The 21,555-nt window shown below is 64.2% G+C and carries 5 protein-coding genes and 1 pseudogene; all 6 read left to right on the plus strand.

Annotated elements, in window-relative coordinates; genetic code table 11:
• Nucleotides 1–109: 109 nt before the first annotated feature.
• The 6 genes and pseudogenes from smc (at nt 110) to JX552_RS10165 (ending at nt 21,532) form a co-directional block, all read left to right on the plus strand.
• Nucleotides 110–3,705, plus strand: a pseudogene (smc, locus tag JX552_RS10140) (chromosome segregation protein SMC).
• A gap of 342 nt (nt 3,706–4,047) precedes the next feature.
• A complete protein-coding gene (locus JX552_RS10145) occupies nt 4,048–5,697 on the plus strand; it encodes a PE family protein (RefSeq protein WP_431195939.1) in 1,650 nt (549 codons plus the stop codon).
• Entirely contained in the window at nt 5,634–6,269 is a 636-nt protein-coding gene (locus tag JX552_RS34065; protein WP_431195940.1) for a hypothetical protein, read from the plus strand. The genes JX552_RS10145 and JX552_RS34065 overlap by 64 nt, the downstream gene beginning before the upstream one ends.
• Nucleotides 6,270–6,372: 103 nt before the next feature.
• Nucleotides 6,373–7,959 (plus strand): hypothetical protein, encoded by a 1,587-nt coding sequence (locus JX552_RS10150; protein ID WP_205877202.1) that lies wholly within the window; start codon nt 6,373–6,375, stop codon nt 7,957–7,959.
• A gap of 725 nt (nt 7,960–8,684) precedes the next feature.
• Nucleotides 8,685–10,613 carry a PE family protein gene (locus tag JX552_RS10155; protein WP_205877203.1) on the plus strand — a complete coding sequence of 643 codons (1,929 nt, stop codon included), beginning with the start codon at nt 8,685–8,687 and terminating at the stop codon, nt 10,611–10,613.
• 551 nt (nt 10,614–11,164) lie between these two features.
• Nucleotides 11,165–21,532 (plus strand): PPE family protein, encoded by a 10,368-nt coding sequence (locus tag JX552_RS10165; RefSeq protein WP_205877205.1) that lies wholly within the window; start codon nt 11,165–11,167, stop codon nt 21,530–21,532.
• The last annotated feature ends 23 nt before the right edge of the window (nt 21,533–21,555 follow it).

Here is a 21,555-nt window from a genome sequence, read left to right on the forward strand (position 1 = left end):
CCCCTGCGACCGCGGCCGTCTGTCCGGGCGACGAAGATCACCAAAACCGGCGTCCGGGCGGTCGCGTGCGGCGAGGGGTCGCACCCTCAGAGCGGTAATCTGGCCCCTCGTGTACCTCAAGAGTCTGACGCTCAAGGGCTTCAAGTCCTTCGCCGCGCCAACGACTCTGCGTTTCGAGCCAGGCATCACTGCCGTCGTCGGGCCCAACGGGTCGGGCAAGTCCAACGTGGTCGACGCGCTGGCCTGGGTGATGGGGGAGCAGGGGGCGAAAACCCTGCGTGGCGGGAAGATGGAAGACGTCATCTTCGCCGGCACCTCTTCGCGCGCGCCGCTGGGCCGCGCTGAGGTGACCGTCACCATCGACAACTCCGACAACGCGCTGCCCATCGACTACTCCGAGGTCTCGATCACCCGCCGCATGTTCCGGGACGGTGCCAGCGAATACGAAATCAATGGCAGTGGTTGCCGTTTGATGGACGTGCAGGAGCTGTTGAGCGACTCCGGGATCGGCCGGGAGATGCACGTGATCGTCGGACAGGGCAAGTTGGACGAAATCCTGCAGTCGCGACCCGAGGATCGTCGGGCCTTCATCGAAGAGGCCGCGGGAGTGCTCAAGCACCGCAAGCGCAAGGAAAAGGCGCTGCGCAAACTCGACGCAATGGCTGCGAACCTGGCCCGCCTGACCGACCTCACCACCGAACTGCGCCGCCAACTCAAACCACTGGGCCGCCAGGCCGAAGTGGCTCGCCGGGCACAGACGATTCAGGCCGACCTTCGCGACGCCCGGCTGCGGCTGGCCGCCGACGACCTGGTCAATCGGCGCTCCGAGCGGCAGGCAATCTTCGACACCGAAACCACCATGCGGCGCGAGCACGACGAGGCGGCCGCCCGTCTGACGGTGGCATCCGAGGAACTGGCCGCGCACGAGGAATCGCTGGCCGAGCTGTCCCAGCGCGCCGAAGCCGTCCAGCAGACCTGGTTCCGGCTGTCCGCACTGGCCGAACGCGTCGGCGCGACCGTGCGTATCGCCAGTGAACGCGCCCACCACCTCGACGTCGAGCCGTCGCGGACCAGCGATACCGACCCCGATGCGCTGGAAGCCGAAGCCGAGCAGGTGGCGCTTTTCGAGGAGCAGCTGCTGGCCGAACTGGCCGAGGCCCGCACCCGGCTGGACGCCGCGCGGGCCGAGCTGGCCGAGCGGGAGCGCCGTGCGGTGGAAGCCGACAAAGCGCATCTGGCGGCGGTTCGTGCCGAAGCCGACCGGCGGGAGGGTCTGGCGCGGCTGGCCGGCCAGGTCGAGACGATGCGGGCACGCGTCGAATCCATCGACGACAGCGTCGCGCGCCTGTCCGAGCGGATCGAACACGCCGCCGCCCGGGTGCAACACACCGGGCCGAATTCGAGGCGGTGCAGAGCCGGGTCGGCGAATTGGACCAGGGTGAGGTCGGCCTCGACGATCAACACGAACGCACGATGGCCGCGCTCCGGCTGACCGACGAACGTGTCACCGAACTGCAGGCCGCCGAACGTGCCGCCGAACGGCAGGTGGCTTCGTTGCGGGCCCGCATCGACGCGCTGTCAGTGAGCCTGGAGCGCAAGGACGGTACCGCGTGGCTGGCCCGGAACCACAGCGCCGCAGGGCTTTTCGGTTCGGTCGCGGAACTGGTCAAGGTGCGTTCGGGTTACGAGGCGGCGCTGGCCACGGTGCTGGGCTCGGCGGCCGACGGGTTGGCCGTGGACAGTTTGGGGGCCGCCCGGACGGCGGTCGTCGCACTCAAACAGGCCGACGGCGGCCGTGCGGCGCTGGTGCTCGGTGATTGGCCGGCGCTGCCGCACCCGTCGATCAGTCTGCCTGACGGGGCGGTGTGGGCTCTTGACCTGGTCGAGGCGCCGCCGCGGTTGCGCGGGGCGATGGTGGCCATGCTGTCGGGTGTCGCGGTGGTCCACGACCTGGGCGCGGCGCTGGATCTGGTCGCCGGAAATCCCCAGCTGCGGGCGGTGACACTCGACGGTGATTTGGTGGGCGCGGGCTGGGTGAGCGGTGGATCCGACCGCAAGGTGTCCACCCTGGAGATCGCCTCGGAAATCGAAAAGGCGCGCAACGAACTCGCCGCCGCGGAGTCGCAGGTGGCACAGCTCAGCGCGGCGCTGTCCGGCGCGTTGACCGAGCAGTCCGCCCGGCAGGACGCCGCTGAGCAGGCGCTGGCCGCCCTCAACGAGTCCGACACCGCGATCTCGGCGATGTACGACCAGCTCGGCCGGTTGGGGCAGGAAGCCCGAACTGCCGAAGAAGAATGGAACCGGTTGCTGGCTCAGCGCGAGGAACTGGAAGCCGGTCGGGCCCGAACCCTCGACGAGGTCGTCGAACTCGAGACCCGATTGCGCAATGCCCAGGAGATCGAGCACGTCCAACAGGCCGAGCCCGACAACCGACAGGAGATCGCGGCCGCCGCCGACGAAGCACGCAGCTTCGAGGTCGAGGCCCGGCTGACCGTACGCACCGCCGAGGAGCGCGCCAACGCGGTGCGGGGGCGGGCCGACTCACTGCGCCGCGCGGCGGCGGCCGAACGGGAGGCGCGGATCCGTGCTGAACAAGCGGCCGCTGCCCGGCTGCGCGCTGCGGCGGTGGCCGCCGCGGTGGCCGAGTCGGGACGTCTGCTGGCCTGGCGGCTGAACCGGGTCGTGGATGCGGCTTCGATGATGCGCGACGAGCTGACCGCTGAGCGGCAGCAGCGGGCTGCGGCGATGGCCGCGGTGCGTGAGGAAACCAACCACTTGAGCGCGCGGGTGGCCGCGCTCACCGATTCGCTGCACCGCGACGAGGTGGCCAACGCCCAGGCGGCGCTACGGATCGAGCAACTCGAGCAGATGATCCTGGAGCAGTTCGGGATGGCCCCGGCCGACCTGATCGCCGAATACGGCCCGGACGTTCCGCTGCCGCCGACCGATCTGGAGATAGCCGAGTTCGAACAGGCCCGGGAGCGCGGCGAGCAAGTGGTCGCCCCGGCCCCGATGCCGTTCGACCGCACGACCCAGGAGCGGCGTGCCAAGCGCGCCGAGCGCGAGCTCAACGAGCTGGGTAGGGTCAACCCGCTTGCCCTTGAGGAGTTTGCTGCGCTGGAGGAGCGTTACAACTTCCTGTCCACCCAACTCGAGGATGTCAAGGCCGCCCGCAAGGATCTGCTCGACGTCGTCGCCGACGTCGACGCGCGGATCCTGCAGGTCTTCAGTGAGGCCTTCGTCGACGTCGAACGCGAATTCCAGACGGTGTTCACCACGCTGTTCCCCGGTGGGGAGGGTCGCCTGCGGCTGACCCAGCCCGACGACATGCTCACCACCGGCATTGAGGTCGAAGCCCGCCCGCCCGGCAAGAAAGTGACCCGGCTTTCGTTGCTGTCCGGCGGCGAGAAGGCTCTGACGGCGGTGGCGATGCTGGTCGCCATCTTCCGGGCCCGGCCCTCGCCGTTCTACATCATGGACGAGGTGGAAGCCGCGCTCGACGACACCAACCTGCGCCGATTGATCAGCCTGTTCGAGATGCTGCGGGACCGGTCGCAGCTCATCATCATCACCCATCAGAAGCCCACCATGGAGGTGGCCGACGCGCTGTACGGGGTGACGATGCAGGGCGACGGAATCACTGCCGTGATCTCGCAGCGGATTCGCGGCCAGCAGGTGGACCGGTTGGTGGCCAACTCTTCATAAGAGTTTCGGCGTCTGGCGGCAATCGCACATCTTCGCGCGGCTCAAGAGGCCCGCTACGTCCCCCTCGTCTCTAGCCGCGTTCAGTTCCGCGCTGTGGTGTTCCGTGATGTGGACGGGTCTCTCGCGTGGCCAGTTACCGGTCATAACGGGGCAGCGTTTCGAGGCAGTTTGGCGCATGGAGGCGGCACGCAAAGTGAACTTTTCTCGACAAGTGAGGATTTCTTCACTTATCCTGTTTGGTGGAAGACCGCGCGCGTAGCCGAATGCATTGCTGGTGGCGCGGTGTGACTTATGCAGTGCCTGTTGGTCCTGTTGGCCCTGTTGAACTCGGAGGATGCGGCAATGTCATTTGTGCTGGTGACACCGGAACTGGTGCGGTCGGCGGTTGCAGACTTGGCAGGCATTGGGATGCGCGTAGAGGCGGCCAATGCGGGAGCGGCGGCTGCGACCACCGAGCTGCTGGCTGCGGGTGCCGATGACGTGTCGGCGGCGGTCGCCAGACTGTTCGGCGCCTACGGTCGGGAGTATCAAGGGCTGGCGGCGGGCGTTGCGGGTTTGCATGCCGACTTTGTGAAGTTGGTGGGTGTGAGCGGAGGGGCGTACGCCGAGGCGGAAGTAGCTGCCGCGGCAACGATGCAAGATGTGGAGCAGGCGGTGTGGGATGCGGTCAACGCCCCGACGCAGCTGTTATTGGGTCGGCCGCTCATTGGTGATGGAGCAGCGGGGGCTAGTGGGCCGGTGGGTCAGCCGGGCGGGGCGGGGGGACTGCTGTGGGGCAATGGTGGTGCGGGAGGCGCTAGCACGGCGCCAGGAGTTGCCGGAGGAGCAGGTGGGGACGCGGGGCTATGGGGTGCTGGTGGCGCTGGCGGTGCTGGCGGTTCCGGTGGGATCGGGGGTGCTGGCGGCTCGGGTGGGTGGTTGTACGGCAATGGCGGTGCGGGTGGTGGTGGGGGCCTCGGTGGTGGAGGTGGGGCCGGGGGTAATGCGGTTTTGTTTGGAAATGGCGGTTCTGGTGGTGCCGGCGGTGCAGGTGCCGCCGGCGCGGCCGGATTAGCAGCCTTGAGTGCTGGGGCGCCGGGCGACGATGGCGGCTCCGGTGGCAACGGGGGCGTGGGTGGGTCGGGCGGGCGCGCCGGGTGGATATTCGGTACCGGTGGTGACGGCGGTGCTGGTGGCTTGGGCGGAGAGGGTGGCGCCGGCGGCGCCGGCGCCACGGGTGCAGCTGGAACCTCGACCCAGGCTGGCGGTGCTGGTGGTGCTGGTGGTGCGGGTGGTACTGGAGGTAATGGAGGTAATGGTGGGTCTGCCGGAGCTGGCAGCGCTTGGGGTCAGGCTGGCGCGATCGGCGTCGGGGGCGCCGGGGGTGCTGGCGGTGCTGGAGGCACGGCCGGCGACGGTGGGGCCGGCGGGGCCGGTACCGCGGACAGTCCGAATGGTACTGCGGGAGGCCATGGCGGTAACCCGGGTAAGGCGGGGCTGGGCGGCGTCGGCGGTGACGGCTCAATAGCCGGAGCCAGTGGTGCCCAGGGCGCAGCGGTCACAAGTGGCGGTAACGGCGGAGTCGGCGGGGCTGGATTCAGCGCCCTCACGCCGGGACAAAACGGCGGTAACGGTGGGTCTGGTGGTGATGGCGGGGCGGTAGGTAACGGCGGTGCTGGCGGTGCTGGCGGCAACGGTGCAGCGGGCAAGGCGGGCACTAGCGGCGTGAGCCCGGGCGATGCGGGCGGCGACGGTTCTGCGGGGGGGAACGGAGGCAACGGTGGTCGCGGCGGTGCGGGCGGGTCCATCTCTGGTGCGGGCGGTGCCGGCGGTTCCGGCGGTCTAGGTGGGGAGGGTGGACGTGGTGGAACGGGGCCACCGGCGCCGCCGGAGTGGATGCGAAGGAGGGTGGTGTTGGTGGAAATGGCGGTGCCGGCGGTCATGGCGGTATGGGTGGTAGTGGGGGCTCTAGCGGGGCAGGTGGATCAGGGCCGGAGGGCATTGGGGGCGTAGGTGGCGCCGGCGGTGCGGGAGGAGTTGCCGGTGATGGTGGGGCCGGTGGAGCAGGTGTTGCAAACAGTCCCGACGGGACGTCCGGGGGGCGCGGCGGCGATCCCGGAATGGCGGGTTTGGGCGGCATGGGGGGGACCGGCTTAATCGCCGGTGCCGACGGTGCTGCGGGAGCAGCAGTCACGAGTGGTGGTGACGGCGGAGCTGGGGGGGCCGGGTTCAGCGCCGTCTCGCCCGGTCATTACGGCGGCAACGGGGGCGCTGGTGGGGATGGCGGGGCGGTCGGTAACGGTGGTGCCGGCGGCGCCGGCGGAAACGGCGCGGCGGGCAAGGCGGGTAGCGACGGCTGGAATTACGGTGTGCCCGGCGTCGTTGGCTCGCCGGGGGGAGGGGTGGCAGCGGCGGCGCCGGTGGTGCGGGCGGTTCGATTTCCGGCGACGGTGGTGCGGGTGGTGCCGGCGGCAGCGGCGCGTCGGGCGGCCACGGCGGCAACGGCGGGAACGGCAGTGTCTCTGACGGCGATGCGTTCAACGGCGGAACGGGTGGACCGGCGGTGCGGCCGGGCCGGGTGGTGATGGCGGTAGGGGCGGTGCCGCAACCAATGGTGCCGGGGGCAAAGGCGGCGCGGGGGGTGCCGGAGGCGTCGGTGGAAACGGTGGGCATGGCGGGACTGGCGGATTGTCCGACCTCGACATCGGCGGCAACGCCGGTCTTGGTGGTGCCGCCGGTGCCGGGGCCGCGGGTGGCTCCGGCGGGGAGGGCGGCGACTCGGTTAACGGTGCGGCCGGTATGGGCGGTGCCGGAGGGGCCGGAGGCGATGGCGGGATGGGTGCGTCGGGTGGCGACACCCTCAGCAGTTATGCGGGTGCCGGTGGTGTCGGGGGAACGGGCGGGGTCGCCGGAGCAGGGGGTGACGGCGGTGGCGGCGGCGTTTCGGCGAACGGCGCCGGCGGTGCAGGCGGTGACGGCGGTGCCGGTGGCGCCGGCGGCGCCGGTGGTTCCGGTGGGGTTGGCGCGGTCAGTGGTGCGGGCGGTGCCGGTGGAGGCGCTGCTAGAGGCGGGGAGGGTGGCGCTGGCGGCGCATCGGAGATCGGCGCCGGCGGTGTGGGTGGCGCCGGCGGAATCGGTGGTGACGGTGGCGCCGGCGGGCAAGGCGGGCTCGGCGAGGCCTCTTCGGGTGCATATGCGAGCTTCGGCGGAGAAGGCGGAATCGGCGGGTCGGCCGGTGCAGGCGGCGGAGGCGGTGAGGGTGGCGCGTCCACGCACGGTGCTGGCGGAGATGGTGGAGCAGGCGGTGCCGGCGGTACTGGCGGGGCTGGTGGCGTCGGCGGGGACGGTGATATTCCCAATGACCAAGTCGGTGGCGACGGCAATGTGGGCGGCGCCGCCGGGGATGGCGGGACTGGTGGCCGCGGAGGTGACGGCGGCGCCACCATTACCGGCACAGGCGGCACGGGTGGTGCCGGAGGTGCCGGCGGCGACGCCGGTGCGGGCGGCGCCGGGGGAGTGGGCTATCAGGCCGTCTGGGGCGGTTACAACGCTCCCGGCGGCCCTGGCGCGACCGGAGGCGACGGCGGCGCCGGTGGTGCGGGTGGCGCGTCGGTCACCGGTGACGGCGGCGCGGGCGGAATCGGCGGGACTGGCGGTGTAGGTGGCGCGGGAGGCGCCGGCGCCGGTGAATTGGGGAGTGGGTTGCAGGGTGCCGAAGGCGGGGCAGGTGGTCCTGGCGGCGCCGGTGGCAGCGGCGGCGCCGGAGGTCAATCGCAAAGTGGAAGCGGTGGTGACGGCGGCACTGGAGGACAGGGGGGCGAAGGAGGGGACGGTGCAAGCGGTGGCGTAGGTGGCAGCAACTGGCTCATCCAAAGCGCTGATGGTGGGCGCGGCGGAGGTGCCGGCGCTGGTGGTACGGGAGGCTCGGGCGGCCACGGCGGAACGTCAAGCACCGGTGCGGGCGGTAGCGGTGGCGTCGGCGGCGCCGGCGCAGACGGTGGTACGGGCGGCTCGGGCGGGAACGGATCGACGGATTCGACTTGGGATGCATCAGGGAACGGAGGAGAGGGAAGCCGCGGCGGCATGGGTGGCAACGGCGGCTCCGGCGGTGACGGAGGCGGCCCCAGCGGCCTTGGAGGCGCCGGTGGAGACGCCGGTGACGGCGGCCAGGGTGGCGCAGGCGGCCTCATGGGCGTACCGGGGTGGGCCTCTGACGGTTCTGATGGGGTGAACGGCGACGCGGGCATTCCCGGTGCGGCTGGTGGCAACGCCTAGAGTGTTGGCCTGCTTTATCGATTGATCAACCCGGGGTTTGTCTGCACGTGGTTGCACCCGCGGCAGACCGCGGTTGACTGGGTCCCGAACCTGTCCTGACGGTCAGGGGCGATTGGACGCGGCCTGGTTCGACACGCGCATTTCTCGGTCCTCAGAGGGATCGTGTCTAGATGCCTAGGACGCTGAGCGGCGTGCGCCGACCCGCAGTGCGAATGGGTCCTATCGTGCTCATCAGATTGGGTGACAGCTGCTTCTGAACGTCCTGATCGAGGGTGCCCGTGGGCTCGGCAACGGTCGGCAACGGAGTGAGGGCTGGCGCCCGCGGTTGGGCGTAGCCATGAATTGTTCGCCGCCGCGGCGGCGCGCGACGGGTCCCATCGGCTGAACTCTGTGTCCGCAGAAGAACGCGAACAGCCAGCCAGGGCCGAGCAGCGGGCGGTTCGCCACGACAGGACTGGCGCGCAGCCTTTTCGGCCTCTCCTCAGAATTTGGCCCAGCCACATTTTCGAGGAAACGCTTGACTGAAGGTATCCTCGTACATGAGACTTTCGTCAGAAAGCTCTCTAGGGACGTTGCTCTTGGAGCTCACCACCTGTGCGACCTACGCCCTTCTCGCTGAGCTAGGAGGACTAACTATCAGAGCGCTGTGGAACCCCGGAGTCTCGCGGGCGGTGCTCCTGCAGCTTTAGCTGGAATGGGCCCGTCATCTCGAAAGGAACAGAAAATTGTCGTACGTGGCGGTAGCGCCTGAGCTTGTGAGCCTTGCGGCGGGCCACTTGGGCGATATCGGGTCGGCGCTCAGCGCTGCCAACGCGGCCGCCGCGCTTCCTACTACCGGGCTTGTCGCCGCGGGTGCGGACGAGGTTTCCGCGGCGATTGCGGCGCTCATTCGTGGCCACGCGCGGGCATATCAGTCGATGAGTGCACAGGTAGCCGCCTTCCACAACGAGTTTGTCGAGGCCCTGGCGGCTGGCGCCACTTCATACGCCAGCGCCGAGGCGACCAACAAATCGCCGTTGGAGATGGCCGCGGGAGCGCTCAACGCGCCGGCCGCAGCGCTGTTGGGCCGGCCGCTGATCGGCAACGGGGCCGATGGGGCGCCGGGAACCGGGCAACCGGGCGGACCAGGGGGGCTGTTGTACGGAAGTGGCGGTCGTGGCGGCTCGGGCGGGTTCGGGCAGCAAGGCGGTCCGGGTGGGCCGGCCGGGTTGATCGGCAACGGCGGGGCTGGCGGCGCTGGCGGAACCGGTGCAGCCGGAGGCGTTGGCGGCCTCGGCGGCCTGCTCTACGGTTCCGGTGGCGCCGGCGGAGCTGGGGGGATCGCCGGACCGGCCGGTACCGGTGGTGCCGGTGGCAGCGGCGGCAACGCCGTTTTTTGGGGGCACGGCGGAGTTGGCGGGGCTGGTGGTGCCAGCGGTGACGGCGGCGGCGGCGGCAACAGCGGCATGCTCTTCGGCAACGGTGGCGCTGGCGGCGCTGGCGGGGTGGGCATTGCCGGTGCGGGCACCGGTGGGCATGGCGGTCAAGGAGGCAACGCTGTCGGCCTGTGGGGCAGTGGAGGCGCCGGCGGGGACGGCGGTATCGGTGGCGCCGGAGCCGACGGCGTCAATCCCGGTATGGCTTCTCCGACAACACCTGCGGGTAACGGAACGGACAACACCAACAACCCTGGGAAGGCCGGGGGCGACGGCTATAACGGCACCGCCACAGGCGAGGCCGGCGGTAACGGCGGTGGCGCCGGCACCGTCTTCACTACGCCCTCAGACGGGGTCTCGGGCGGCAAAGGCGGCGACGGCGGCTCCGGCGCAGTTGGCGGCGCGGGCGGCACGGGCGGCGCGGCGGTAGATGGCGGCAAGGACGGTGAGGCCGCCATCGGTGGACGCGGCGGCAATGGCGGCAATGGCGGGGAAGGCGCGCCCGGCGGCGCTGGAGGTACCGGTGGCCTAGCTGGCAGCAAGAACGACCCTGATGGCAGCCATGGCGGCACCGGCGGTACGGGCGGCGACGGTGGCACCGGTGCGGCCGGTGGCGCTGGCGGGCGGGGCGGCCTCGGCGGCGATTCCGACGGCAACGTGACCTATGACGCTAAAGGCGGTGAAGGCGGCTCCGGCGGTCGCGGCGGGGATGCCGCCAGTAACGCCGGAAGCGGCGGCGCGGGCGGGCTCGGTGGCGCCGGGGGGCACGGCGGGCTTCTGTTGGGCGATGGTGGCGCGGGCGGTCTCGGAGGGGCCGGCGGCACCGGTGGGGCGGGCGCTTCGGGTGGCTTCGGGGGAGCGGGCGGAGCAGGCGGCGACTCGCTGAATCTGCGCGCCGGCGACGGCGGGCTCGGTGGTGACGGCGGCGCCGGCGGTGACGGCGGCACTGGCGGTGCCGGTGCCGCCGGCGGTGCGGGCGGGAGAGGCGGGCTGTTGGGGCTGGCCGGCAGCGACGGGGCCGGCGGCATGGGCGGTACCGGCGGCGCGGGAGGCGCCGGCGGTGACGGCGGCAACGGTGGTCATGCGGGAACAGGCCCGAAACTCGGCCATGGCGGTGACGGCGGCAAAGGCGGCGTTGGTGGCCAAGGGGGTCTCGGTGGTGTCGGCGCCCAGGGCAGCGCCGGCTTCGGTGAGGTTGGCGCCACGGGCAAGGCCGGCCAGCAGGGGTCGAAGGGCTGATCGCGGCGGGGTCGACACCCGACGGCGACGATGAATAATGACGCCATACTCGCCCTGTTCGCCCCATTTGCCCCATCTGCCCGTAGCACCACAAACGGTCGGGGCGGTCGCGGATTCCGCCACGATCGGATCAGCGATCAGTGTGGCCAATGCCGTGGTGGCGGCGCCGGCGACGAAATTGTTTGGGGTCGCTGCTGACCAGGTGGCGGTCATCGAATTAATGCTGTCCCGCAGGCGCGCCCGGACGGATCGGAACGGAGCTGCCCGTACACCCTGCCTGACATCGATTGCGCACCATGAGCAGGTATTTGTCGGTGGCAATCGAACCATTTCCACGCCACCGTGCATTCCGGAGGGCATCAACACTGAATACGATTTTTTGTTACGCGCTAGATTCACCACTGATTGCTCGTCTTTTTTGATTCGCGGGCCAATTTTCACAAAAGGGCGAACTGCGCATCCCCGTGATGAATAATCGACATGTATTTGCGGTGCCCTGAAATGCATACCAGCGTGGCCTGTAAGGCGCGAATGGCAAAGAGGAACGATCTATGAATTTCGTTGTGCTGCCTCCTGAGATTAACTCGGCGCGTCTGTCCGGCGGCGCCGGATTGGGGCCGACGTTAAGCGCGGCGGCGGCCTGGGAGGGTCTGGCCAGCGAACTAGGCGCGGCTGTGACCTCGTTCTCGTCGGCTACTTCAGGCCTGGTGGGCTCGGCATGGCAAGGTGCTGCCGCTGTAGCGATGGCGGGCGCGGCAGCACCGCTGCTCGAGTACCTGCGTGCAGCGGCGGCATACGTAGGAGACGCGGCCGCCGGGGTTAGGGTGTCGGCGGCCGCGTTCGAGGCGGCGGTCGCGGCGACGGTGCAGCCGGAGAACATCGCGGCCAACCGCGCCCAGCTGATGTCGCTGGTGGTATCAAATCTGCTTGGCCAGAATGCCCCGGCCATCGCCGCCGCGGAGGCTCAATACGAGCAGATGTGGGCCCAAAATGTAGACGCCATGTTCGGCTACCACGCCGGCGCCTCAGCAGCTGCCCCGCTATTGGCGCCGTTGAGCATGCCCCCGAACTTGGCGGGAGCTATCGACGTTGCCAAAGTCGCCGCTGCCGCCTTCCCAGCCGCAGCTGGTGCCTTCCGCAACCTGGGCCTGGCGAACCTCGGCCAAGGCAACATCGGCAACGCCAACATCGGCGATTTCAACTTCGGGTCGGGCAACGTCGGTAGCGGAAACGTCGGCAGCGGCAACGAGGGAAGTGGCAACTTCGGTTTTGGCAACTCGGGTCCCGCTTTGGCCGCGGGCCTCAGCAACTTCGGCTTCGGTAACACCGGTAGTAACAACATCGGGTTCGGCAACACCGGTGACAACAACATCGGATTCGGCAACACCGGAAATAACAACATCGGCCTCGGATTGATCGGCACTGGTGGAGCAGGGTTCGGTGGTTGGAACTCCGGAACCGGCAACATCGGGTTCTTCAATTCCGGAACCGGTAACATCGGGTTCGCCAACTCCGGGACTGGCAACTGGGGAATCGGCAATTCGGGAGACGGCTACAACACCGGTATCGGCAACTCGGGCACCGCCAACACCGGCCTCTTCAACGCAGGCCTGGCCAACACCGGGACGAGCAATACGGGCAATTACAACACCGGCAGCTTCAACCCGGGCAACAGTAATACTGGCTACCTGAACTTAGGCACGTTCAACACAGGCGCGCTGAACGCCGGAAATTATAACACCGGGTTTGCGAACTCGGGAAATATCAACACCGGGGCGTTCATCAGCGGCAATTCGAGCAACGGCATTCTATGGCGAGGCAACAATCTAGGCTGGCTGTTTGGACATGGTCCCGGCTACGGCAACTCGACTACCGAACATTCGTCGGGCTTCTTCAACCGTGGCGTTGGTACTGAATCGGGTATGTTCAACGCCGGTGTCAACAATTCCGGATTCTTCAACTCGTCGTCAGGGGCCGACGGCAACTCTGGGCTCGCCAACGCAGGTGTGTTGAGCTCGGGAGTATACAACTCCGGCAACACCGTTTCTGGCTTCTTCAATTCCAGTACCAGGGGCACCGGCACGGTCGCCTACGTCTCCGGTGGCTTCAACACCGGGACCAATATATCGGGATTCTTCCAGGGCGGAGAATCGACATTCAACCTCGGCTTCGCGAACGACGGTGCAAACAACATTCTCGCCAACGCGAACGTCGGAAGCTACAACTTTCTGGGCAGCGGAAACATCGGCAGCGCCAACATCTTCGGAAGCGGCAACGTGGGCAGCGCCAACATCTTCGGCAGCGGCAACGTCGGCAGCAACAACATCTTCGGTACCGGAAACATCGGCAGCAACAACTTTCTCAGCGGAAACATCGGCAGCAACAACGCCGGGTCAGGCAATCTAGGCAACTTCAACATCGGAATCGGCAACTTCGGCAGCCTAAATATCGGATTTGCAAATGCTGGGATCTCAAACCGGGGATTGGCTAACACCGGAAAGAACAACCTCGGCCTCGGAAATACCGGAAACAACAACATCGGAATCGGACTTACCGGCGATAATCAGCTCGGGTTCGGCGCGGCGAATTCCGGGAGCGCCAATACCGGGATATTGAATTCTGGGTCGGGAAACTTTGGGATATTAAACTCCGGAACCGGAAACGTAGGAATCGGAAACTCCGGTACGGGGAACATTGGTCTCTTGAATTCCGGTCAGCTGAATTGGGGTGTCGAGAACGCAGGTAGCGGAAACTCAGGCTCGCTCAACGGGGGAAGCTACAACACAGGCATAGCGAACACCGGTAGCTTCAACACGGGCGCTCTTAATGCTGGCAGCTACAACACCGGAGCAGCAAACCCTGGTAATACGAACACCGGCAACTTCAATATCGGCAGCACCAATACCGGCGGCTATAACCCCGGCAGCATGAACACGGGATTACTCAATCAAGGGGATATCAATACCGGAGCGCTGAACACCGGAGACTCAAACAACGGCCTCTTACACACCGGTGACAATCAGGGACAAATTAGTATCAACATCTCGTACACGACTCCCTACCTGCCCGTTAATCAACAGCTGGCGGTGCCAGTAAACGTCGGTATGACCTTTCCCAGCATGTCCGTGCCGATTACGCAGGCCGGGACTATTTTTGAGAGGCACTACTACCTGAACGACGTGTTCTACTTCGGGCCCGTCATTCTGGGCGCGTCCACTTTGACTACTCCTACGGTCATGCTTACTGTCGGCGGACCAGCAGTCACCATACCCATCAGCGTGGTCGGTGCGCTGGAGAGTCGCACGATCACGTTCCTGGATATTCCAGCGGCGCCCGGCTTCGGAAACTCGACCACCAGCCCATCCTCGGGCTTCTTCAACTCTGGCGCGGGCCGCAGCTCCGGCTTCGGAAACTTCGGCGCTGACAGTTCGGGCATATGGAACAGCGGGATGTCGAGCGCGATCGGAATTTCGGGGTTTCAAAACTTCGGTTCATTGCAATCTGGGTGGGCGAATCTAGGCACCAACGTCTCGGGCTTCTACAACACGAGCACGCATGACATGCTCTCGTCGGCCAACGTGTCGGGTCTCGCAAATGTGGGCACCGACCTGGCCGGCATGTTCCGCAGCTCGACCGGCACAACCTTCAATTTCGGTGTTGCCGACGATGGCCAGCTCAATCTAGGCAGCGCAAATCTAGGCAGCCTCAACCTAGGTAGCGCAAATGTTGGTAGCTACAACCTGGGTAGCGCGAATCTTGGTATTTACAACATCGGATCAGCAAACCATGGATTTTATAATTTCGGGCCGGCAAACGTAGGCAATTTCAATGTCGGATCGGCGAACTTGGGAAGCTCCAACCAAGGAATCGCCAACACGGGAAACTACAACCAAGGCGTGGCCAACACCGGTAGCAACAACATCGGCTTTGCCAACACCGGCTATAACAATTACGGCATCGGACTCACCGGCAACAATCAAGTCGGTATCGGCGGGTTGAACTCTGGCTCCGGAAATATTGGACTCTTCAACTCCGGCACAAATAACGTCGGACTATTCAATTCTGGCAATGGTTCTTTTGGAATCGGCAACTCCGGTAGCACAAACACAGGACTCTTGAACACCAGTAGCACAAACACCGGCCTATTCAATTCCGGCAACGTCAACACCGGTATCGCGAACGCAGGCAACTTCAACACTGGATCCTACAACGCCGGCAACACAAACACCGGGATTGCTAACCGGGGCGATCTCAATACCGGCTGGTATAACGTGGGAAACGCCAGCACGGGCTTTGCTAACCAGGGCGATATCGACACGGGCGCCTTCATCACCGGGGACATGAGCAATGGGTTCTTATGGCGCGGCAACAATCAGGGGCTGCTCGGTGCTCATTATGCCATTCACATCCCGGAGATACCCGCACATCTCGACATCGACCTGCCACTCAACATCCCCATCAATGCCGGCTTCACGGACACCGTCTACAGCGGTATTACTCTTGACGATCTGCACTTCGGTTTCACCACGCCTATCGGTCCAATACCTTTTGCCTCGGGATTTATCGAATCCGTCACCATGTCACCGCTCACGGTGAGTGGCCCGCAATTCTCGGGCAATATCGGCGCGACCGACGGATCCACCACGATAAAGATTCCTGCGACGGCAAGCATTGGGCCCGTCGACTGGACGTTGATTAATATTCCGGAGTCTACCGGCTTCTTCAACTCGACGACGTCGGCTTCTTCGGGATTTTTCAACAACGGTTCCGGAAATGTATCCGGGATCGCGAACTTCGGAGCGTACGTATCGGGCTTCCAAAATGTCGCGGCAGGGGGGACCTCGGGACTGAGAAACTCGGCCTCGCTGGCGTCGGGCTTCGCGAACTTGGGTACCACGGTATCCGGGTTGTTCAATACCGGTACCGACACCCCCGCCATGGTCTCGGGCATATCGAATACTGGCAGCAACCTGGCCGGATTCTTCGTCGACGACCAGTCGGGCACCTCGGCGTTCAACGTGGGGCTGGCGAATGTCGGTCGTGACAACCTCGGCTTCGGCAATGTCGGCAACGGCAGTTACGGTCTTGGAAATATCGGTAGCTACAATGTCGGCGACAGCAATATCGGCACATATAGCGTAGGATCCGGAAACCACGGTATATACAACTTTGGGCTGTCAAATCTGGGTGATTTCAATATCGGCCTGGCGAACCAAGGCAGCTTCAACCAGGGCGTCGCGAATGCCGGGAACTACAACCAGGGCTTAGCTAATACTGGTAGCAATAATATCGGCTTCGGTAACAGCGGCAGCAACAATTTCGGGATCGGCCTCAGTGGTGACAATCAGTTCGGATTAGGAGCCCTGAACTCGGGCGTCGGCAACTTGGGACTATTCAACTCGGGCAGTAACAATATCGGGCTGTTCAACGCAGGTTCCGGCAACGTCGGCATCGGCAACTCCGGAGTCGATAACTTCGGCATTGGTAATACCGGGAGTACCAACACGGGCTTTTTCAACGCCGGCGCTGTCAATACTGGATTGCTGAACCCCGGTAGGGTCAACACGGGTATCGGCAACACCGGTAATTACAACACCGGCAGCTTCAACGCGGGCGACGTCAACACGGCCGGGTTTAATCCGGGTTCCTACAACACCGGCTATCTGAACACCGGGTACTTCAACACCGGATTCGCCAACTCAGGCAATGTCGACACCGGCGCGTTCATTTCGGGCAATTACAGCAATGGCGTGCTATGGAGGGGTGACGGTCAGGGCTTATGGGGCATAAGCATTGAGGAGACGATTCCGGACTCCGCGATCCCGGTGCACCTTCATATCCCGATCTACTTCGACGTACCCGTCACCGGAACCTTGGGTGTTCTCGGCATCCATGCATTCCAGATTCCTGCGGTTAACATCGAGTGGACGTTCTTTGACGATATTTCGGCGAGAGCGGTGCGCGTTAACTCCATCAATATTCCGAACATTGACATCACTATGCCCGATGTGTCGCTTCAGATCGGGAGGGGGCCGGGACCGCTGGTTGATATTGTCGGCGCTGGGAGTTTGCTTCCGGTCCAGATTCCGATCGTCAATATTCCGGCTGCCCCGGGCTTCGGAAACAGCAGCACTACTCCATCGTCTGGTTTCTTTAATACCGGACCGGGTACGGTGTCGGGATTTGGCAATAACGGGTTCAATAGTTCAGGTGTGCTGAATCTCAGTGGTGGTAGCTCGGGGCTTTCAGGCTACAAGAATGTCGGCGCGATGTTGTCCGGTGCATTCAATAGCGGGAATACTATTTCCGGTTTTCTCAATGCCAGTAGCAGCCTGTCGCCCTTCGCATCGCCCGCAGTTATTTCAGGATTGGCCAATGTGGGCGTAGACATGTCAGGGGTTGCCACCAGCTCGCTGGTGACGAACCTGGGTCTCGCGAACGTCGGCTTGGGGAACTTGGGCAACGGCAACATCGGCGGTAACAATGTCGGTCTTGGGAACGTTGGTGATTACAACCTGGGTGTGGGGAACATCGGTGGTTTCAATGTCGGACCCGGGAATCACGGTATCTACAACCTCGGCACGGCGAACCTGGGCGACTACAACATCGGGCTGGCGAACCTGGGCAACAACAACCAGGGGTTTGCCAACGCGGGCAACTACAACCAGGGGCTTGGCAATACCGGGAGCAACAATATCGGCTTCGCCAATACCGGCAGCAACAACTACGGCATCGGGCTCACCGGCGACAATCAGGTCGGGTTCGGCGCCCTGAACTCGGGCAGCGCCAACATCGGGCTCTTCAACTCCGGTACCGGCAACATCGGACTGTTCAATTCGGGCAGCAACAATGTGGGTTTCTTCAACTCTGGCCAGGGCAACGCCGGGCTGGGCAACCCCGGCATCAGCAACATCGGCATCGCGAACACCGGCAGCGCTAACTGGGGGTGGTGGAATCCCGGTAGCGGCAACACCGGCATCGCCAACCCGGGCAACCACAACACGGGCCTGTTCAACGCCGGCAACGTCAACACCGGCCTCGCTAACCCCGGCAGCTACAACACCGGCAGCTACAACACCGGTGACACGAACACCGGCAACGTCAACCCAGGCGACTACAACACCGGCCTGTTCAACACCGGCGACTACAACACCGGCTTCGCAAATTCAGGCAACATCAACACCGGAGCATTCATCGCCGGCAACATGAACAACGGCGTCCTCTGGCGCGGCGACTATCAAGGCCTGTGGGGTGCGCATCTTGCCATCTCTATTCCTGAATTCCCCTTGCTTAATCTCGACATGAACATTCCAGTTAACATCCCTATTCGCGCGGACCTTGGTCAACTGGGGGTGAACGGCTTCACGATCCCGGCGGTGGAGATCAACGCCGCGGGTATCACCGACTTCACTATCGGACCGATCAGTATTCCCAACGTCACCGGTAAACTGCCACTCATCGATGTGACTATCGGTGGCGCAGATACGTCGATACCGATCGCGATCAGAAGCGGAATTGGTCCGACCAATATCGTCCTGCTCGATATTCCGGCGGCTCCGGGATTTGGAAATTCGACCACCGCTGCCTCATCGGGCTTCTTCAACTCCGGTACCGGCGCGGCATCTGGCTTCGGGAACATTGATGGCCACAACTCGGGCCTCGTCAATACCGGTTTGCCAGGCGTGCGGGGCAGTTCGGGCATCCAGAACTTCGGCGCGCTGCAGTCAGGATGGGCGAACCTGGGCAACACCGTGTCAGGTCTCGGCAATACCAGTACCGCCGGTTTGGCCACGGCCGGTGGTGTCTCGGGCCTGAACAACATCGGAACCGGCTTGGCCGGAGTCCTGAATGGAACGAACGGAACAATTATCAACCTCGGCGTGGCAGACCTCGGCAGCCTTAATGTCGGCAGCGGAAACCACGGCATCTACAACATCGGCAGCGCAAACCTCGGAAACAGCAATTTCGGCTTCGGCAACATCGGAAGCCTCAACACGGGCGCCGGAAGCATCGGTGACTACAACCTGGGTGTGGGGAACATCGGTGGTTTCAATGTCGGACCCGGGAATCACGGTATCTACAACCTCGGCACGGCGAACCTGGGCGACTACAACATCGGGCTGGCGAACCTGGGCAACAACAACCAGGGGTTTGCCAACGCGGGCAACTACAACCAGGGGCTTGGCAATACCGGGAGCAACAATATCGGCTTCGCCAATACCGGCAGCAACAACTACGGCATCGGGCTCACCGGCGACAATCAGGTCGGGTTCGGCGCCCTGAACTCGGGCAGCGCCAACATCGGGCTCTTCAACTCCGGTACCGGCAACATCGGACTGTTCAATTCGGGCAGCAACAATGTGGGTTTCTTCAACTCTGGCCAGGGCAACGCCGGGCTGGGCAACCCCGGCATCAGCAACATCGGCATCGCGAACACCGGCAGCGCTAACTGGGGGTGGTGGAATCCCGGTAGCGGCAACACCGGCATCGCCAACCCGGGCAACCACAACACGGGCCTGTTCAACGCCGGCAACGTCAACACCGGCCTCGCTAACCCCGGCAGCTACAACACCGGCAGCTACAACACCGGTGACACGAACACCGGCAACGTCAACCCAGGCGACTACAACACCGGCCTGTTCAACACCGGCGACTACAACACCGGCTTCGCAAATTCAGGCAACATCAACACCGGAGCATTCATCGCCGGCAACATGAACAACGGCGTCCTCTGGCGCGCGAACAGGCACGGCTTGCTGTCGGCAAATTACACGATCGTTGTCGATAAGATAAACGCGTTCTTCACCTTGGACGCACCGATCAACATCCCGATCACCGGAACCATTACGGATGTGGATATTCCGGCGATAACCATTCCTCAGATACCGAGCGGTGGCATTCTCGATTTCACGGTACTCAGCGGACAGGTCTCGGCTCCTGTCGGCCCCATTTATATCCATGGCGGCGACAGCTCAGCGCCCAACACAACTCCGATCACCATAAGCTTCGGCACCCAGCCGGCTATCGACATCAACCTCGGCGCGTCGGACGGGTCCAGTGGGATACACATCGGGGGCAACGCCGGTATCGGCCCGGTCTACATTCCGCTCCTCGACTTGCAAGCGGCGCCGGGCCTGTTGAATTCCACGTCAGGTCCATCCTCGGGCTTCCTCAACTGGGGGCAGGGCACTACATCGGGTTTCCTCAACGCCGGCGCCAACAATTCCGGCTTGTTCAACGTCGCCACTGTTGACGTCGGCAACTCTGGATTCCAAAACTATGGGTCGCGGCTATCCGGTCTGGCGAATTTCGGCGAGACCGTGTCTGGCTGGCTCAACACCAGTACCGCATCGCCCGGGAACGTGTCGGGCTTCGGCAACATCGGCGCCGACCTTGCCGGGTGGATGAGGAATGGCCCTACCGGCGTGAGTATCAACATTGGGCTTGCTGACCTCGGGTCCTGGAACCTGGGCAGCGCCGACCTGGGCGCTGCCAACCTCGGTAGCGGAAACGTCGGCGACTACAACCTGGGCAACGGGAATATCGGTCACCTCAACATCGGAGCGGGCAACCGCGGCAGCTACAACCTCGGTAGCGGAAACATTGGAAGCGGCAACTGGGGATTCGGTAATTCTGGACCATTGCTGACGGCCGCCGTACAGAACCTCGGTTTCGGCAACACCGGCAATTTCAATATCGGCTTTGGTAACACCGGGAACAACAACGTCGGCTTCGGCAACACCGGTGACGGAAGCATCGGCATCGGGCTCAACGGCAACGCGCTGACTGGATTCGGCGGGTGGAATTCAGGTAGCGGCAACATTGGTCTATTCAACTCGGGCACCGGTAACTTCGGCTTCTTCAACTCGGGCACCGGGAACTGGGGAGTCGGAAATTCCGGCAGCTACAATACGGGTTTCGGTAACGCCGGCAGCGTCAATTCGGGATTCTTCAATTCCGGACTGGTCAACACCGGGATCGGCAATCCGGGCGACTTCAACACCGGCTTCTACAATGCCGGCAACACAAATACCGGCAGCTTCAATCCGGGCTCCTATAACACCGGGGACTTCAATCCAGGGCGGTACAATACTGGTTATTTCAACACCGGCAACTCCAACACGGGCGTTGCTAACTCCGGCAACGTCAACACCGGCGCCTTTATTTTCGGCAATTACAGCAATGGGTTCCTCTGGCGTGGAGACTACCAGGGGCTGGGCAGCTTCGGATATACCAGCACCATTCCGGCAATCTCAACCAGCTATGAGCTCAGCTCTGACATCGAAATACCGATTAACGGCGGCATCAACGCCGTCACCCAAGACGTTCTGACCATCGATGAGTTTCCGATAGACATTAGTCTTGAGTTCACGACCTGTGTGCTTTACATTCCGGGCATCGGTTGCGTGCAGTGGGTCACAATTCCGGTCCATGTCACTACTCAGTACTTGGGTCCATTTTCGCTCGAAACAAGCGTTCTCAACCCGCAGACCGCGATCAACACGAGCATCTCGCAGCACAGTAATATAGCCGACAGCGGTGTGCTTGGGCCCTACTCGTTAGGCTTCGGCTGGCAACAAAGCCCGGGATTCTTCAATTCGAGCACGTCGCCGTCGTCGGGTTTCTTCAATTCTGGGACGGGCGGAGCCTCGGGCATCCTCAACCAGGCTAACGGTGCTGTTTCGGGCTTCGGAAACGCCTTCACGCAGAGCTCTGGCCTTTTAAACTCAATGGGTCCGGACCTGTCGGGTATGGCAAACGCTGGTATGAACGGGTCCGGCTGGGAGAACTTCGGCAACTTCGTATCCGGCGTTGGCAATACGAGCGCCCTTGGCATTCTCAACGAAGCCGCTATCTCCGGCTTCTTGAATTATGGATCTCGCTTGTCCGGGTTTTTGAACGGCCTCGAATTCCCGTAGCTGCCGGTTAACCCGGACGCTGA

This window comes from Mycobacterium gordonae, from assembly GCF_017086405.1.
Classification (GTDB): Bacteria; Actinomycetota; Actinomycetes; order Mycobacteriales; family Mycobacteriaceae; genus Mycobacterium; species Mycobacterium gordonae_D.